This is a genomic window from Pseudomonas sp. 1L-B-1-E-C1, assembly GCF_057291835.1.
In genome coordinates this window covers 325,827-342,381 of the sequence record NZ_JBXAWN010000006.1, presented here as the reverse complement: position 1 = coordinate 342,381, position 16,555 = coordinate 325,827, and the positions used below count along the sequence as shown (strand labels likewise).

Here is a 16,555-nt window from a genome sequence, read left to right as displayed (position 1 = left end):
TCAGATGCGGGCATTTTTTAAGCAAGATCAAAAGATCGCAGCCTTCGGCAGCTCCTACGTAACCGGAATTACCTGTTATTGATCATCGAAATACCGCTCATGCCAATCCACCAGCGGTTGTGGCGAGTTGAGCTTCTGACCATAGATCACCGAGTACGACAGCACGTTCTGCACGTACTGGCGGGTTTCGTCGAACGGGATGCTTTCCACCCAGACGTCGAAGCTCAGGTGATCGGCGCCGCGCAGCCACTGACGCACGCGGCCGGGGCCCGCGTTGTAAGCGGCGGAGGCGAGCACGCGGTTGCCGTTGAACTGACTGTGCACCTGGCTCAGATAAGCGGCGCCGAGCTGGATGTTCTTGTCCGGATCGAGCACTTGCTGTGGCGAGGCCAGCGGAATGCTGAACTTGCGTGCGGTCTCCTTGGCGGTGCCGGGCATCAATTGCATCAGACCGCTGGCGCCGACGCCGGAGCGCGCGTCGTCCATGAAGGCGCTTTCCTGCCGGGTGATGGCGAACACCCAGCTCGAATGCAGGCCGCGAACCTTGGCTTCACGCACGAGGGTATCGCGGTGCGCCATCGGGAAGCGGATGTCCAGATCGTCCCAGTACTGCGCCTGACTGATGGTGCGAATCGCCGGGAAGTACCACTTCAGGTCGTAGGCCAGCTTGGCCTGGGCGACCATTTCATCGCGATTGAAATGGCGGCTGACGTGATACCACTCGCGACGCCCGTCGACGATCTGCCCGCGCGCGTGAAACTCCAGCGCACGACGTACACCGGGGGTGTTGCGAACCTTGTTGATCAGTGCCTGGCTGAGCACCAGCGGCTTGTTGTTCAGCGAGTAAGGCGACTGTGAACGGTCAGCGGCGAGGAAGCCGTAGAAGTCCCGTTCCCGCGCCAGATTCTTGTACAGGGTCAGCGCTTGCGGGTTCTGCGGCTGGGCCAGTTCCAGGCTGCGCGCCTGCCAGTAGCGCCAACGGTTAGTGGTGGCCAGGTCTTGCGGCAGACGTTTGGTCAGTTCGTAGGCATCGTTCCAGCGTGCCAGACGCAGCAGCAGGCGCAGGCGCCATTCCGAGACGGTGTTGTCGCGCAGCTCCGGATCGTATTTGGTCATCACGTCCAATGCGCGGCTGTCGAAACGGCGCGCGAGGGTCAGACCGATCTCACGGGCGATCGCGACTTTTTCATCACGAGAAAAATGCATGCTGCTGGCGTAACCGTCGAGCAAGGCCATGGCCTTGTCCGGGTCCTGCCTGGCGAGGCGGCGCAGGCCGAGGCTAACCACGTCGGACATCGGCTCGTCGGCCGGGGTGAAGCGCGACGGCTGATTGAGCAGTTCGGGTTTCTGCGCCACGTCGATCAGCAAACGACCGCGCGGGGCGAGGGTGGTCAGGCCGTTGATCAGACTGTTGGCCAGCGGATAATTGCGTGCTTGCGCGGCGAGCTTGGTGCGCTCCCAGCGTTTCTGCTCGGTCAGCTGGCCGTCGGCAGCCCAGATGCCGAACAAGGCGTCACAGGCGGCCGGCTGCGACTTGCCGGTCAGCCAGAGCTTTTCCGCGCTGGCATAGCCTTCGGCTTTCTTGTCGTGGCTGATCTGATACTGCGCGTTGAGGCAGTCGAGCTCGGTGAAGTTCAGCTTCGGATCGTAGTACTTGACGAAGGTCGCCCAGTCGCCGCGGTCGGCGAGCCAGCGCAACCAGCGCAGTTTCATCCAGTTGGCTTGCGGCAGGTCGCCGTGTTCGGCGAGGAATTTCTCGATCTCCGCATTGCTCGCCGTCTTCAGGCGCGCAGTCAGTTCGTCGTAGGCCAGGTACGGTTCCAACGGATAATCGGCCAGCGCCTGGCTATAGCGGAAATACGGGCCGGTATCGCCCTTGGCCAGGGCGCGTTTGGCTTCATCGTAATACTGGCGTTGGGTGGAAAGGTCCACCGCCTGGACGGATTGAGCGGCAGCGGCGGTGAGTAACAAGCAGGACAAAACACTGAGAAGGCGACTGCGCATGAGACATCCGGGCAGAGAAATCATGACAAGTGCTGACCGAAATCCGCACTGAATTGCCTGTAGCTTAGCCTTTTGCCAGCAAGCGGCGAAAGCTTTGCGAGCCTCGCTGCACAAGTTCGCAACAAATGTTGTGCAGAGTGCTTCGACCGACAAATTGCCGGCCTGCTGAAGCCTCAAGTCGGGTAGAATGCGCCCCCGGTTTTTGGAGAAGCTCATGACCCTGCTCAAATTCAGCGATGTGTCCCTTGCGTTCGGCGCTATGCCGTTGTTGGACAAGGTATCCTGGCAGATCGCCCGTGGAGAGCGGGTGTGCATCATCGGCCGCAACGGCACTGGCAAGTCCAGCATGATGAAACTGGTCAAGGGCGACCAGAAGCCCGACGACGGCTCGGTGTGGCGTGCCCCCGGTCTGAAAATCGGCGAATTGCCGCAAGAATTGCCGGTGGCCGACGACCGGACGGTATTCGATGTGGTTGCCGAAGGCCTCGACGGCGTCGGCGCGTTGCTCGCCGAATATCACCATCTGAGCCAGAACATCGTCACCGACGCCGATCTGGACAAGCTGATGCACGTCCAGCACGATCTCGAAGCCCGTGACGGCTGGCGCTTGCAGACGCTGGTCGACAGCACCCTCAGCCGCCTGCAACTGCCGGCCGACAAGACCCTCGCCGAGCTGTCCGGCGGCTGGCGTCGTCGCGTCCTGCTCGCGCAGGCGCTGGTGTCCGAACCGGATCTGCTGCTGCTCGACGAACCGACCAACCACCTGGACATCGGTGCGATCGCCTGGCTCGAAGAGGCATTGAAGGATTTCCAGGGCGCCGTGCTGTTCATCACGCACGACCGTTCCTTCCTGCAGAACCTCGCCACGCGCATTCTTGAACTGGATCGCGGTGGGCTGATCGACTGGAACGGCGACTACGCCAGTTTCCTCGTGCACAAAGAGGCGGCGCTGGCCGCTGAAGAAACCGCCAACGCGCTGTTCGACAAGCGCCTGGCTCAGGAAGAAGTGTGGATCCGCCAGGGCATCAAGGCCCGGCGTACCCGTAACGAAGGCCGCGTGCGTGCGCTTAAAGCCCTGCGCGTCGAGCGCAGTGAGCGTCGCGAGCGTACCGGCAAAGCCAACATCCAGCTGGAAACCGCCGACAAGTCCGGCAAGCAGGTGATGGTGCTGGAGAACGTGAGCTTCGCGCACCCGGGCGGGCCGTTCCTGATCAAGGATTTCTCCATGGTCCTGCAGCGCGGCGACCGTATCGGTCTGCTCGGCGCCAACGGTACCGGCAAGACCACACTGCTGAAACTGATGCTCAGCGGTCTGCAACCGACCAGCGGCAAAGTCGAAGAGGGCACGCGCATCGACGTGGCTTACTTCGACCAGTTGCGCCATCAGCTGGATCTGGAGAAAACCGTGATCGACAACGTGGCCGAAGGTCGCGACTTCATCGACATCGACGGGCAGAGCCGCCACGTGCTGAGCTATCTCGGCGACTTCCTGTTCAGCCCGCAGCGTGCGCGCACGCCGGTCAAGGCGTTGTCGGGTGGTGAGCGCGCACGACTGTTGCTGGCGAAGCTGTTCAGCAAACCGGCCAACCTGCTGGTACTCGACGAACCGACCAACGACCTCGACGTGGAAACTCTCGAGCTGCTCGAAGAAGTGCTGCTGACCTTCAACGGCACCGTACTGATGGTCAGCCACGACCGGGCATTCCTCGACAACGTGGTCACCAGCACGCTGGTCTTCGAGGGCGAAGGCAAGGTTCGTGAGTACGTTGGTGGCTATCAGGACTGGATCCGTCAGGGCGGCTCGCCGCGCCTGCTGGGCGTGACTGAAAGCAAGTCGGGCAAGGCGGACCTGAATTCAGCGGTGGTTACCGCTGAACCTGCTGTGGTTGCTGCGCCTGCCGCTGCTGCACCGGCTGCAAAGAAGAAGTTGAGCTACAAGCTGCAGCGCGAGCTGGAAGCCTTGCCGGGCGATATCGACGCCAAGGAACAGCAGATTGCGGCGGTTGAGGCGGAAATGGCTGAGGCCGGTTTCTATCAGCGTCCGCCGGCGGAAACGGCCAAGGTGATAGCTTCGCTGGAGCAACTGCAGGCCGAACTGGATGCGTTGGTTGAGCGTTGGGCCGAGCTGGATGCCTGATTGATCCTGATATGAAAAAGCCCGGCGCTCAGTAATGAGCGCCGGGCTTTTCATATGTAAACGCAGTTCCCTTGTAGGAGTGAGCCTGCTCGCGATAGCGGTTTGGCATTCAACGAATTTGTCGACTGTCAGAACGCTTTCGCGAGCAGGCTCACTCCTACATGGAACATTATTTCAGCGTTTGACCAGGTGCACCGCCAGTACATCGCAAGGCGCACCGTGCAGCACGTCGTTGGCAGTCGAGCCAAGCAACAACGCCAGGCCGTGACGGCCGTGGCTGCCGACCACGATCAGATCGCACGCTTGTTCCTTGGCGAAGTGATGGATTTCCTGGCGTGGCTGGCCGTAGGTCAGATGGCAATTGGCGCCTTCGAGCTCGGGATATTTCGATTTCAGTTTTTCCAGACGTTCCTTGGCCTGATCGAACTGCTGTTGTTGCAGTTGTGACAGGTCCATCGGCACGTCGCCGCCGAACGCCATGGCCATCGGTTCAACGATATGCACCAGCGACAACTTGGCACCGTTGCTCACCGACAGCTCGCGGGCGCGGTGGATCACAGGGTCGCACTCTTCGGTCAGATCTACAGCGACCAGTATGTGGTGGTAGGGCATGAGGTGCTCCTCCTGAGGGTTCGATATTGGTAAGTATGGCTGGTTTCAAGCGCATTGGTTCGCTAGTGACACAATGGGCTCATCAAAAATCGGGAGTACAGATATGACGGTCTGGCTGGTGGTGTCAATCCTGCTGGTAGTTTTAAGTCCGCTGGCGTGGTTGCGCCCATCGCGTACGCAGAGCGGGCGTATGGCCCTGCGCATGGAGGCGCGACGCATCGGCTTGGCCATGCAACTGGCGCCGCAGGAGTGGCCGCACTGGCTGTTGCCTGAGCCGCCTAATCCCTGCGCCCAGTACCACCGGCCGCGGCGTGGCAGTCAGCCCGCGTGCTGGACGTACTGGCAGAAAACCCCGGGCGTTTGGGTCAATCAATGGCAAGAAGTCTGCGATGACCGGACGCTGCTCGATTATTTCGAAAAATTGCCGGGCAATGTTTTCAAGATCGAAGCGGACAGGCAGATGATCGCCTTGTACTGGGGCGAGAAGGGCGAGGCGACGGTTTTGCAGGATATCGATGCGACCTTGAAAGCGCTGGCGTGATGTGTGGACTTTTCTCACTGCAACGGTGTGAAACGTCCGGCAGACGCGCAATAAAAAGCCCGACATGATTCGTCGGGCGGGATGGCCAGGCAGGCCGGTAATCTTTTTCACGGCAGGCGCTTTGTGCGCCCCGGCACATTCTCTGAATGTCCACCTAGCGTAGCCTTCTGAACAGGGGACGTCGGGAATTAGGGCGACTTTTCTAACTATTGATTCTATGAATGACTGGCCATGCGGGCGCGTGTTGCTACTCATCATGGTGCAAGAATGACTGCAAAGTCGCTTTTCAGCCCGAATTTAGGGCGATTGACAATTGTCTGAAATTCCGTGAATGTGACGTACCCGAATCAAACGGGCGTATGAATTGAGCGTTTGTCTTACAGACTGCTCCTACAGAATCCCGACTATCGCGTTGGCGGGTGTGCCAGGCGGACAGGTATCAGCATCGACGAACAAGCGTCCTTCTGAGCCATATGCCTGCCTCCGACGTGTACTGTTCAGCTTCCATATCGTGGAGATCAGTTGATGATTTACGAAGGTAAAGCCATCACGGTTAACGCTCTTGAAAGTGGCATCGTCGAATTGAAATTCGACCTCAAGGGTGAGTCCGTCAACAAGTTCAACCGTCTAACCCTGAACGAACTGCGTCAGGCCGTAGACACCATCAAGGCAGATGCTTCGATCAAGGGTGTGATCGTCAGCAGCGGCAAGGACGTGTTCATCGTCGGCGCCGACATCACCGAATTTGTCGACAACTTCAAGCTGCCGGATGCCGAGCTGGTTGCTGGCAATCTCGAAGCCAACAAGATCTTCAGCGATTTCGAAGACCTCAACGTCCCAACCGTCGCGGCCATCAACGGCATCGCCCTCGGTGGCGGTCTGGAAATGTGCCTGGCGGCTGACTATCGCGTCATGTCCACCAAGGCCAAGATAGGTCTGCCGGAAGTCAAACTGGGCATCTACCCGGGCTTCGGCGGCACCGTACGCCTGCCACGCCTGATCGGTGTCGACAACGCCATCGAGTGGATTGCCGCCGGCAAGGAAAATCGCCCTGAAGACGCGCTGAAAGTCAGCGCCGTCGACGCCGTGGTTGCCCCTGAGAAATTGCAGGAAGCTGCACTTGAATTGATCAAGCGCGCCATCTCCGGCGAGTTCGATTACAAGGCCAAGCGTCAGCCGAAACTTGAAAAACTCAAATTGAACGCCATTGAGCAGATGATGGCTTTCGAAACCGCGAAAGGTTTCGTGGCTGGCCAGGCCGGTCCGAACTATCCGGCGCCGGTTGAAGCGATCAAGACCATCCAGAAAGCCGCGAACTTCGGTCGCGACAAGGCACTGGAAGTGGAAGCTGCAGGCTTCGTCAAACTGGCCAAGACCTCTGCTGCGCAGAGCCTGATCGGCCTGTTCCTGAACGATCAGGAATTGAAGAAAAAGGCCAAGGCCTACGACGAAATCGCCAAGGACGTGAAGCAGGCTGCCGTACTCGGCGCCGGCATCATGGGTGGCGGTATCGCTTATCAGTCGGCCTCCAAAGGCACGCCGATCCTGATGAAGGACATCAACGAGCACGGTATCGAACAGGGTCTGGCCGAAGCCGCCAAGCTGCTGGTTGGTCGCGTTGACAAAGGTCGCATGACCGCCGCGAAGATGGCGGAAGTGCTCAACGGCATTCGTCCGACCCTGTCCTACGGCGATTTCGGACATGTCGACCTGGTCGTCGAAGCTGTGGTCGAAAACCCGAAGGTCAAGCAAGCGGTATTGGCTGAAGTCGAAGACAAGGTCAAAGAGGACACCATTCTCGCGTCCAACACCTCGACCATTTCCATCAGCCTGCTGGCCAAGGCCCTCAAGCGTCCGGAAAACTTCGTCGGCATGCACTTCTTCAATCCGGTGCACATGATGCCGCTGGTGGAAGTGATCCGTGGCGAGAAGTCCAGCGAGCTGGCCATTGCCACCACCGTTGCCTACGCCAAGAAAATGGGCAAGAACCCGATCGTCGTCAATGACTGCCCGGGCTTTTTGGTCAACCGCGTGCTGTTCCCGTACTTCGGCGGTTTCGCCAAGCTGGTCAGCGCCGGTGTCGACTTCGTGCGTATCGACAAGGTCATGGAAAAATTCGGCTGGCCGATGGGCCCGGCGTACCTGATGGACGTGGTCGGCATCGACACCGGTCACCACGGTCGTGACGTCATGGCTGAAGGTTTCCCGGACCGCATGAAGGATGACCGTCGTTCGGCTATTGACGTGCTGTACGAAGCCAAACGCCTGGGCCAGAAGAACGGCAAGGGCTTCTACGCCTACGAGGCCGACAAGAAAGGCAAGCAGAAGAAAGTCGCCGATCCGTCGGTGCTGGAAGTGCTCAAGCCGATCGTTTACGAGCAGCGCGAAGTCACTGACGAAGACATCATCAACTGGATGATGATCCCGCTGTGCCTGGAAACCGTGCGCTGCCTGGAAGACGGCATCGTTGAAACCGCCGCCGAAGCCGACATGGGTCTGGTCTACGGTATCGGTTTCCCTCCATTCCGTGGCGGTGCGCTGCGCTACATCGATTCGATCGGTGTTGCCGAGTTCGTTGCCCTGGCTGACCAGTACGCTGATTTGGGCGCGCTGTACCACCCGACCGCGAAGCTGCGCGAAATGGCCAAAAACGGCCAACGCTTCTTCGGTTAAGCGCCCCCAACTAGAGTGAGAGTGAACTTATGAGCTTGAATCCTAGAGACGTCGTGATTGTCGACTTCGGTCGTACTCCGATGGGCCGCTCCAAGGGCGGCATGCACCGCAATACCCGCGCTGAAGACATGTCGGCGCACCTGATCAGCAAACTGCTGGAACGCAACAGCAAGGTCGACCCGGCGGAAGTAGAGGACGTGATCTGGGGCTGCGTCAACCAGACCCTGGAGCAGGGCTGGAACATAGCGCGCATGGCGTCGCTGATGACACAGATCCCGCACACCTCGGCCGGCCAGACCGTCAGCCGCCTGTGTGGCTCGTCGATGAGCGCGCTGCACACCGCTGCGCAAGCGATCATGACCGGCAACGGTGACGTGTTCGTGGTTGGTGGCGTCGAGCACATGGGCCACGTGAGCATGATGCACGGTGTCGATCCGAACCCGCACATGTCGCTGTACGCGGCGAAAGCCTCGGGCATGATGGGCCTGACCGCTGAAATGCTCGGCAAGATGCACGGCATTACCCGTGAGCAGCAGGACGCGTTTGGCGTGCGTTCCCACCAGTTGGCCCACAAGGCAACCGTGGAAGGCAAGTTCAAAGACGAAATCATCCCGATGCAGGGTTACGACGAGAACGGTTTCCTGAAACTGTACGACTATGACGAAACCATTCGTCCGGAAACTACCCTGGAAAGTCTGGCGGCGCTCAAGCCGGCATTCAATCCGAAGGGCGGTACCGTGACGGCGGGCACTTCGTCGCAGATCACCGATGGTGCCTCGTGCATGATCGTGATGTCGGCGCAACGTGCACAGGACCTGGGTATCCAGCCGATGGCGGTGATCCGTTCGATGGCAGTAGCGGGTGTGGATCCGGCAATCATGGGCTATGGTCCAGTGCCGGCGACACAAAAAGCCTTGAAACGTGCGGGCCTTGGCATCAACGATATCGACTTCTTCGAGCTCAACGAAGCTTTCGCCGCACAGGCTCTGCCAGTGCTGAAAGATCTGAAAGTGCTCGACAAGATGAACGAGAAGGTTAACCTGCACGGCGGCGCGATCGCCCTGGGTCACCCGTTCGGTTGCTCCGGTGCGCGTATTTCCGGCACCCTGCTGAACGTGATGAAGCAGAATAGCGGCACCTTCGGGGTGGCCACTATGTGCATTGGTCTCGGCCAAGGCATCTCCACCGTCTTCGAACGCGTTTAAGCGTCTCGTCGATGGAAGCCGGGGCCCAGTGCCCCGGTTTTTGTTTTTGGGTTTTTTATTTATTTTCGAAAAGATTTCAGTGAGGGCCGAAGCATGCCGATACAACCTGGGCTCTACCAACATTACAAAGGTCCGCAATACCGTGTATTCAGTGTTGCGCGGCATTCCGAAACCGAAGAAGAAGTGGTCTTTTACCAAGCCCTGTATGGCGATTACGGCTTTTGGGTGCGCCCGCTGAGCATGTTCGTCGAGTCGGTCGAGGTTGACGGCGAGCAGGTGCCGCGCTTTGCTTTGGTGCAAGCCGAACCGAGCCTTTTTGCCAAGGTTTGAGGCGACTGCGCAGACAACCCTGCGCTTGACCTCACCTTGTATCAACTATATATAGCGGTGCCGCGTCAGGCGCCAACCGCCTTTCACTTCTAGAATTCAGGAATTTTCTGATCCATGGGCAAATCGCTGGTCATTGTGGAATCCCCGGCTAAGGCCAAGACCATCAACAAGTATCTGGGTAACCAATACGTGGTGAAGTCGAGTATCGGCCATATCCGAGACCTGCCCACCAGCGGTTCGGCTAGCGCCAGCAAAGAGCCAGCCGCCAAGCGTGGCAAGGCCGCTGCGGGCGAAGGTCCGGTGCTCTCGCCGAAAGACAAAGCGCGCAAGCAGCTGGTCTCGCGCATGGGCGTCGATCCCGAGCACGGCTGGAAAGCTCAGTACGAGATCCTTCCAGGCAAAGAGAAGGTGATCGAAGAGCTGCGCCGGCTCGCCAAGGATGCTGACACCATCTATCTCGCAACCGACTTGGATCGCGAGGGGGAAGCCATTGCCTGGCACCTGCGCGAAGCCATCGGTGGTGACGACAGCCGTTACAAGCGCGTGGTGTTCAACGAAATCACCAAGAAGGCGATTCAGGAAGCCTTCTCCGAGCCCGGCGAGCTGGACATCGATCGTGTCAACGCCCAGCAGGCGCGTCGCTTCCTCGACCGCGTCGTCGGCTACATGGTCTCGCCGCTGCTGTGGGCGAAGATCGCCCGTGGCCTGTCTGCCGGTCGCGTGCAATCGGTTGCCGTGAAGCTGGTGGTCGAGCGTGAGCGCGAAATCCGTGCGTTCAATCCCGAAGAATACTGGGAAGTGCATGCCGATCTCGGTACCACCAAAGGCTCGACCGTGCGTTTCGAAGTGGCTCGGGAAAAAGGCGAAGCCTTCAAGCCGCTGAACGAAGCCCAGGCCATGGCTGCGCTGGAGAAGCTCAAGTCCTCCAGCTACAGCATCGTCAAGCGCGAAGACAAACCGACCAGCAGCAAGCCGTCGGCGCCGTTCATTACGTCGACCTTGCAGCAGGCTGCGAGCAACCGCCTCGGTTTCGGCGTGAAGAAAACCATGATGATGGCCCAGCGTCTGTACGAAGCCGGCTACATCACTTACATGCGTACCGACTCGACCAATCTCTCGGCCGACGCCGTGGCGATGGCGCGCACTTACATCGAAGACGAATTCGGCAAGAAGTACCTGCCGGAAACGCCGAACGTCTACAGCAGCAAGGAAGGCGCGCAAGAGGCTCACGAAGCGATTCGTCCGTCCGACGCCAACACCACGCCGAGCAAGCTGGCGGGTATGGAGCGCGATGCCGAGCGTCTGTACGAGCTGATCTGGCGCCAGTTCCTCGCCTGCCAGATGCTGCCGGCGCAGTACCTGTCGACCACCGTCAGCGTAGGCGCTGGCGACTTCGAGCTGCGCGCCAAGGGCCGTATCCTCAAGTTCGACGGTTACACCCGTGTAATGCCGCAGATCGCCAAGCCTGGCGATGACGATGTACTGCCGGATATGGCGCAAGGCGATGTGATGAAGCTGATCAAGCTCGATCCGTCGCAGCATTTCACCAAGCCACCGGCGCGTTATTCCGAAGCCAGTCTGGTCAAGGAAATGGAAAAACGCGGCATTGGTCGTCCTTCGACCTACGCTGCGATCATTTCGACCATTCAGGATCGCGGTTATGTGACGCTGCACAACCGTCGTTTCTATTCGGAAAAGATGGGCGACATCGTCACTGAGCGACTCTCGGAAAGTTTCTCCAATCTCATGGACTACGGCTTCACCGCCGGCATGGAGGAGAACCTCGATGACGTGGCGCAGGGCGAGCGCGACTGGAAAAACGTGCTGGACGAGTTCTACGGCGACTTCAAGAAGAAACTCGAAGTAGCGGAAAACCCTGACAGCGGCATGCGCGCCAACCAGCCGGTCATGACCGACATTCCGTGCACCACGTGCGGTCGTCCGATGCAGATTCGTACCGCATCGACTGGCGTGTTCCTTGGCTGCTCGGGCTACAGCCTGCCGCCGAAAGAGCGCTGCAAGGCCACGGTTAACCTGGTGCCGGGCGATGAAATTGCCGCGGACGACGAGGGCGAATCGGAATCGCTGGTCCTGCGTGGCAAGCATCGCTGCCCGATCTGCAGTACGGCGATGGACGCCTACCTGCTGGACGAAAAGCGCAAGTTGCACATCTGCGGCAACAACCCGGATTGCGCCGGTTATGAAATCGAAGAAGGCAGCTATCGCATCAAGGGCTATGAAGGTCCTAGTCTGGAATGCGACAAATGCGGCAGTGAGATGCAGCTCAAGACCGGTCGTTTCGGCAAGTTCTTCGGCTGCACCAACCCGGAGTGCAAAAACACCCGCAAACTGCTGAAGAGCGGTGACGCAGCGCCACCGAAGATGGATCCGGTGAAGATGCCTGAGCTGAAATGCGAAAAGGTCAACGACACCTACATCCTGCGTGACGGTGCGTCCGGTCTGTTCCTGGCCGCCAGTCAGTTCCCGAAAAACCGCGAGACCCGTGCTCCGCTGGTGATCGAGATTCTGCCGCACAAGGACGAGATTGATCCGAAGTATCACTTCCTGTGCGAAGCTCCGCAGAAGGATCCTGACGGTCTGCCAGCGGTCATCCGCTACAGCCGCAAGACCAAGGAGCAATACGTACAGACCGAAGTCGACGGCAAGCCGACAGGCTGGAAAGCGTATTACGACGGTGGCAAGTGGACAGTGGAAGACAAGCGCAGCGCGAAGGCCAAGGCTGAGTAAGCGTTAGTCTGAACAACGAAAAGGCCGCATGAAACCTCAAGGATTTCATGCGGCCTTTTTGTTTTGTGCTTGCGGTGGCATTGGCTGATCCACGACACTGTCCGGCCTGTGTGAAGCAATTATTTCGTTGTGGAGGCTGCCGTCATGGCCCACGAACTCTATACCCGCACCAACCAGAAGATCTATTTCGCCGGCCTGTCACTGGAAGCTCTGGCTCGTGCTGAAGAAGGGCGGGCGATGAATTCTCTGGCGCTGATTCAGGCCGGGCGTGAGTCGGCGTTGTTCCACCTCTACGGCGCACTGCTGGGTCTTTGCCATGAGATTGCCGGCTTTTACCGGCTGCCGCAGGCCAATTCGCCGAGGGCGGAGGAGTTGCTGAAGCGGGAAGTTCTGGAATCGATCGCTATCCCGGAGCTGGCAGAAATGGTCGAGCTGGCCGGGAATCCGGAAACCTGGCTGGCTAAACTGCTGGCGGCGCACGCGGCACTGTTTCAACCTCCCAGGGTGCCACGCAAGCCGAAAGGCGACGTGACACAGCCGCTGATTCAGGCCGTCAACCTGGATGAAGAAGAGGCGTCAGAAGAGCTGACTCGGGAGGAGCTGGAGAGCTGGCGACAGAGCCTCAAAGGCTTGGCTATCAGATTCCGTGAAGGCTTGAACGAGTGCTGACGGGGTTTGATGCAGTGGCAATCTGAAACATGCTGCTGGTCAAGATCCCGAGCGAAGCTCGAATGATGTCTATATAATCGCTGCCTTTCGTGGAGAACAGACTTATATGCCAACGTCCTTTCTAGAAATTGTCGAGTTACCAGACGGCCGAATTGAACTGCGCAGGGCTGAGGACGAAGGTTCCCTGGTGACGCTGGATTTCTCCGAGGATGCCAAGGCATTCCTGCAAGGCCAGCACGTTGAAATCGCCAAAGCGATGTTGAGCGTCGGCGTGCAGATGGCAGGTCGTATGGTTGAAGGCGAGTTTGATAAGGAAGAGGGGCCGCGGGTTCTTCATTGATCCACGCCTTGACCTTTTCTCGATCGCTTGCGCTTCAGATCGGCTTCTCTATCCATTGAGAAGCCCTGCGCTTCAAACAGCGTGCATCACCCATTAATCAACCCAAACGAATGTTCAGGCTCTGAGCTTCGCCCGTACGCGCGGCGCTGATCAGTTGTTGCCGCGAATTGGCATTCAGCGGGTTGAGCCAGGTAACTACCGTATGGCTGCGACCCAGGCGCAGTGCTTCACACGCCAGTTGCTGAGCACTTTGAGTGCCGCGCGGTTGCAGCAGCAGAATGCGTTCGCGGTTCAGACCGGCATCGCGTAGCCAGGTTTGCGTCAGACTGTCGGGCGGTGCGATCAGCGTCAGCCAGCGAGCATCCTGATCCTCGCTGAGCTCACGCAGGATCGGCGCGAGCAGGTTGAGGCAGTTCCCGGCAGCACCACGCAGTGACAGCTCACTGAAGGCATCGGGTTTGGCATTCCAATCACGCTCGACCACGTCTTTCAGAATCGGCGCCATAGGCTGCGCCAGAAACGCTTCGAATAAAGGCAGTTGTGTTTGCTGAGGTGTGTGTGGGAACTGCATGGAGCCTCCTTTAGCGGCGAATGACGCCGACACTCAAGCCTTCGATCACCAGTTCCTGATCTTTCAGGTCGACTTCGATAGGGGCGAACTCGGGGTTTTCGGCGATCAGCCAGACTTTGCTGCCTTCGCGCTTGAAGCGTTTGACTGTCACTTCGTCGCCGATACGGGCAACCACAACCTGGCCGTTACGCGCTTCACGGGTGGTGTGCACTGCCAGCAGGTCACCGTCGAAGATGCCGATGTCCTTCATGCTCATGCCATTCACACGCAACAGATAGTCGGCGCGAGGATGGAAGAAGGTCGGGTTGATGTTGCAGGATTCTTCGATGTGCTGCTGGGCGAGGATCGGCGCGCCGGCAGCCACTCGGCCAATGATCGGCAGGGTGGAGTCGTCGGCCTTGGCTTCAAAGCCGGGAATACGGATGCCGCGGGAAGCACCCGGGGTCATCTCGATCGCGCCTTTGCGGGCCAGGGCCTTGAGATGTTCTTCCGCCGCGTTGGGCGATTTGAAACCCAATTCCTGAGCGATTTCCGCACGGGTGGGCGGATAGCCGTTGTCTTCGAGGCAACGTTTGATAAAGGCCAGAATCTCGGCCTGGCGTGGCGTCAGCTTTAGCATATTGATCGCTCTGTCTTTTTATACAGTGACTGGGATTATATACAGTGAAGCGGTGTTGGCAATGGGCGTTTTTTCCCCGCCCGCCGAGTGGTCGCGAAGGGGACTTATTAACGCTGGTGCCTTGTGTGGTTAAATAGCTGACCGACCATTCCCAAAACGAACCGGCAGGCTTGACAAGGCACAGGCTGAAACGTATGTTTCAAACAAGTGTTTGTCAGGCGGAGTAGCCATGGCCCAGTCGGAAACCGTTGAACGCATTCTTGATGCTGCCGAGCAGTTGTTCGCGGAGAAAGGATTCGCTGAAACCTCATTGCGTTTGATCACCAGCAAGGCTGGCGTCAATCTGGCTGCGGTGAATTATCACTTCGGCTCCAAGAAAGCGCTGATTCAAGCCGTGTTCTCGCGTTTTCTCGGACCGTTCTGCGTCAGCCTCGATAAAGAGCTGGAGCGCCGGCAGGCCAAGCCGGAGAACAAGCCGACCCTCGAAGAGCTGTTGGAAATCCTCGTCGAGCAAGCGCTCGTGGTGCAGCCCCGCAGCGGTAACGATCTGTCGATCTTCATGCGTTTGCTCGGCCTCGCGTTCAGCCAGAGCCAGGGCCACTTGCGGCGTTATCTGGAAGACATGTACGGCAAGGTGTTCCGCCGCTACATGTTGCTGGTCAACGAAGCGGCGCCACGCATTCCGCCGATCGAGCTGTTCTGGCGCGTACACTTCATGCTTGGCGCCGCCGCGTTCAGCATGTCCGGGATCAAGGCTTTGCGCGCGATTGCCGAAACCGATTTCGGCGTCAACACGTCCATTGAGCAAGTGATGCGCCTGATGGTGCCGTTCCTCGCGGCGGGCATGCGCGCTGAAACCGGCGTCACCGATACCGCCATGGCCAGCGCGCAATTGCGTCCGCGCAGCAAGTCCACGCCGGTCGCCGCCAAGGTTTGACCGCGCACGGGTGGGCGCGGCAGCTGCTATCCGCTAAGCTAGCCGGCCATGCCGACTCTCGTACTGAACCCGATCTGCATGAATTCTGCTGACTGTCCGGGCACTGCCCACGGTAGCGGACAGAGGCAGATCGGGTTTTTCGTTTTCAAGGAATCTCTATGACTGCTGGCCTGCAAGGCTCGTTGATGGTGGACGTCGCCGGTACCTGGCTGACGGCCGAAGATCGCCAATTGTTGCGTCAGCCCGAAGTGGGCGGCCTGATCATTTTTGCCCGTAACATCGAGCATCCACGCCAGGTGCGCGAGCTCAGCGCCGCGATCCGCGCGATTCGCCCGGATCTGTTGCTGGCGGTGGATCAGGAGGGCGGGCGCGTGCAGCGCCTGCGTCAGGGTTTCGTCCGTCTGCCAGCGATGCGCGCCATTGCCGACAACCCGAACGCCGAATACCTCGCCGAGCAATGCGGCTGGATCATGGCCACCGAAGTGCTGGCGGTCGGGCTCGACCTGAGTTTCGCCCCGGTGCTGGATCTGGACTATCAGCGCAGCGCCGTGGTCGGCACCCGTTCTTTCGAAGGCGATCCCGAGCGTGCTGCCTTGCTCGCAGGCGCATTCATTCGCGGCATGAACAGCGCCGGCATGGCCGCCACCGGCAAGCATTTCCCCGGCCACGGTTGGGCTGAAGCCGACTCTCACGTGGCGATCCCGAACGACGAGCGCAGCCTCGACGAGATCCGCGCCAACGACCTCGTGCCGTTTGCCAGACTCAGCCAACAACTGGCCGCCGTCATGCCGGCCCATGTCATCTATCCGCAAGTCGATTCACAGCCCGCCGGTTTCTCCCGGCGCTGGCTACAGGACATCCTGCGCGGCGAGTTGCAGTTCGATGGCGTGATCTTCAGCGATGATCTGTCGATGGCCGGCGCCCATGTGGTCGGCGACGCCGCCAGTCGCATCGAAGCCGCACTCACTGCTGGCTGCGACATGGGTCTGGTGTGCAACGACCGCGCCGCTGCCGAACTGGCCCTCAGCGCCGCCCAGCGCATGAAAGTCAAGCCGTCCGCACGCATCGCGAAGATGCGCGGTCAGGCCTTCGCCAGCACCGATTATCGTCAGGACCCGCGTTGGCTCACCGCCCTCGGCGCGCTCAAAGATGCTCAACTGATCGATTAA

At 59.4% G+C, this 16,555-nt stretch carries 14 protein-coding genes; 10 read left to right on the top strand and 4 right to left on the bottom strand.

Features of this window, described 5'->3' with window-relative positions:
• Nucleotides 1-75: 75 nt before the first annotated feature.
• Nucleotides 76-2,004: a transglycosylase SLT domain-containing protein gene (locus AC0Z4S_RS13375; protein ID WP_485623353.1), complete on the bottom strand. Its 1,929-nt coding sequence runs from the start codon at nt 2,002-2,004 to the stop codon at nt 76-78.
• Nucleotides 2,005-2,218: 214 nt separating this feature from the next.
• On the opposite strand from AC0Z4S_RS13375, the gene AC0Z4S_RS13370 reads away from it, so the two are divergent.
• Complete coding sequence (locus AC0Z4S_RS13370; protein WP_116658582.1) at nt 2,219-4,141, top strand: ATP-binding cassette domain-containing protein; 1,923 nt, start codon at nt 2,219-2,221, stop codon at nt 4,139-4,141.
• Between the two features lie 174 nt (nt 4,142-4,315).
• Here the strand turns inward: AC0Z4S_RS13370 and AC0Z4S_RS13365 are convergent, their stop codons facing one another.
• On the bottom strand, nt 4,316-4,753 hold the full coding sequence (locus AC0Z4S_RS13365; RefSeq protein WP_122612722.1) for a universal stress protein: 438 nt from the start codon (nt 4,751-4,753) through the stop codon (nt 4,316-4,318).
• Nucleotides 4,754-4,856: 103 nt separating this feature from the next.
• On the opposite strand from AC0Z4S_RS13365, the gene AC0Z4S_RS13360 reads away from it, so the two are divergent.
• The 7 genes from AC0Z4S_RS13360 (at nt 4,857) to AC0Z4S_RS13330 (ending at nt 13,259) form a co-directional block, all read left to right on the top strand.
• Nucleotides 4,857-5,294, top strand: coding sequence for a hypothetical protein (locus tag AC0Z4S_RS13360; protein WP_400504599.1), 438 nt, complete (start codon nt 4,857-4,859; stop codon nt 5,292-5,294).
• Between the two features lie 525 nt (nt 5,295-5,819).
• Nucleotides 5,820-7,967, top strand: coding sequence for a fatty acid oxidation complex subunit alpha FadB (gene fadB / locus AC0Z4S_RS13355; protein WP_253503838.1), 2,148 nt, complete (start codon nt 5,820-5,822; stop codon nt 7,965-7,967).
• Between the two features lie 29 nt (nt 7,968-7,996).
• Nucleotides 7,997-9,172 carry an acetyl-CoA C-acyltransferase FadA gene (gene fadA, locus AC0Z4S_RS13350; RefSeq protein ID WP_016775495.1) on the top strand — a complete coding sequence of 392 codons (1,176 nt, stop codon included), beginning with the start codon at nt 7,997-7,999 and terminating at the stop codon, nt 9,170-9,172.
• A gap of 93 nt (nt 9,173-9,265) precedes the next feature.
• Nucleotides 9,266-9,502: a DUF1653 domain-containing protein gene (locus AC0Z4S_RS13345; protein ID WP_129999685.1), complete on the top strand. Its 237-nt coding sequence runs from the start codon at nt 9,266-9,268 to the stop codon at nt 9,500-9,502.
• A 114-nt stretch (nt 9,503-9,616) separates the two neighbouring features.
• A complete protein-coding gene (gene topA / locus AC0Z4S_RS13340) occupies nt 9,617-12,250 on the top strand; it encodes a type I DNA topoisomerase (RefSeq protein ID WP_485623352.1) in 2,634 nt (877 codons plus the stop codon).
• Nucleotides 12,251-12,394: 144 nt separating this feature from the next.
• A complete protein-coding gene (locus AC0Z4S_RS13335) occupies nt 12,395-12,919 on the top strand; it encodes a DUF6586 family protein (protein ID WP_485623351.1) in 525 nt (174 codons plus the stop codon).
• A gap of 106 nt (nt 12,920-13,025) precedes the next feature.
• Nucleotides 13,026-13,259, top strand: coding sequence for a hypothetical protein (locus tag AC0Z4S_RS13330; RefSeq protein ID WP_003226592.1), 234 nt, complete (start codon nt 13,026-13,028; stop codon nt 13,257-13,259).
• 97 nt (nt 13,260-13,356) lie between these two features.
• Here AC0Z4S_RS13330 and sulA read toward each other — a convergent pair whose 3' ends face one another.
• Nucleotides 13,357-13,830, bottom strand: coding sequence for an SOS-induced cell division inhibitor SulA (gene sulA / locus AC0Z4S_RS13325; RefSeq protein ID WP_485623350.1), 474 nt, complete (start codon nt 13,828-13,830; stop codon nt 13,357-13,359).
• A 10-nt stretch (nt 13,831-13,840) separates the two neighbouring features.
• Nucleotides 13,841-14,449, bottom strand: coding sequence for a transcriptional repressor LexA (gene lexA / locus AC0Z4S_RS13320; RefSeq protein ID WP_485623349.1), 609 nt, complete (start codon nt 14,447-14,449; stop codon nt 13,841-13,843).
• A gap of 229 nt (nt 14,450-14,678) precedes the next feature.
• Between lexA and AC0Z4S_RS13315 the strand changes: the two genes are divergently transcribed.
• Both AC0Z4S_RS13315 and nagZ read left to right on the top strand, forming a co-directional pair.
• On the top strand, nt 14,679-15,386 hold the full coding sequence (locus AC0Z4S_RS13315; RefSeq protein ID WP_042609037.1) for a TetR/AcrR family transcriptional regulator: 708 nt from the start codon (nt 14,679-14,681) through the stop codon (nt 15,384-15,386).
• A gap of 158 nt (nt 15,387-15,544) precedes the next feature.
• A complete protein-coding gene (gene nagZ / locus AC0Z4S_RS13310) occupies nt 15,545-16,555 on the top strand; it encodes a beta-N-acetylhexosaminidase (RefSeq protein ID WP_313005772.1) in 1,011 nt (336 codons plus the stop codon).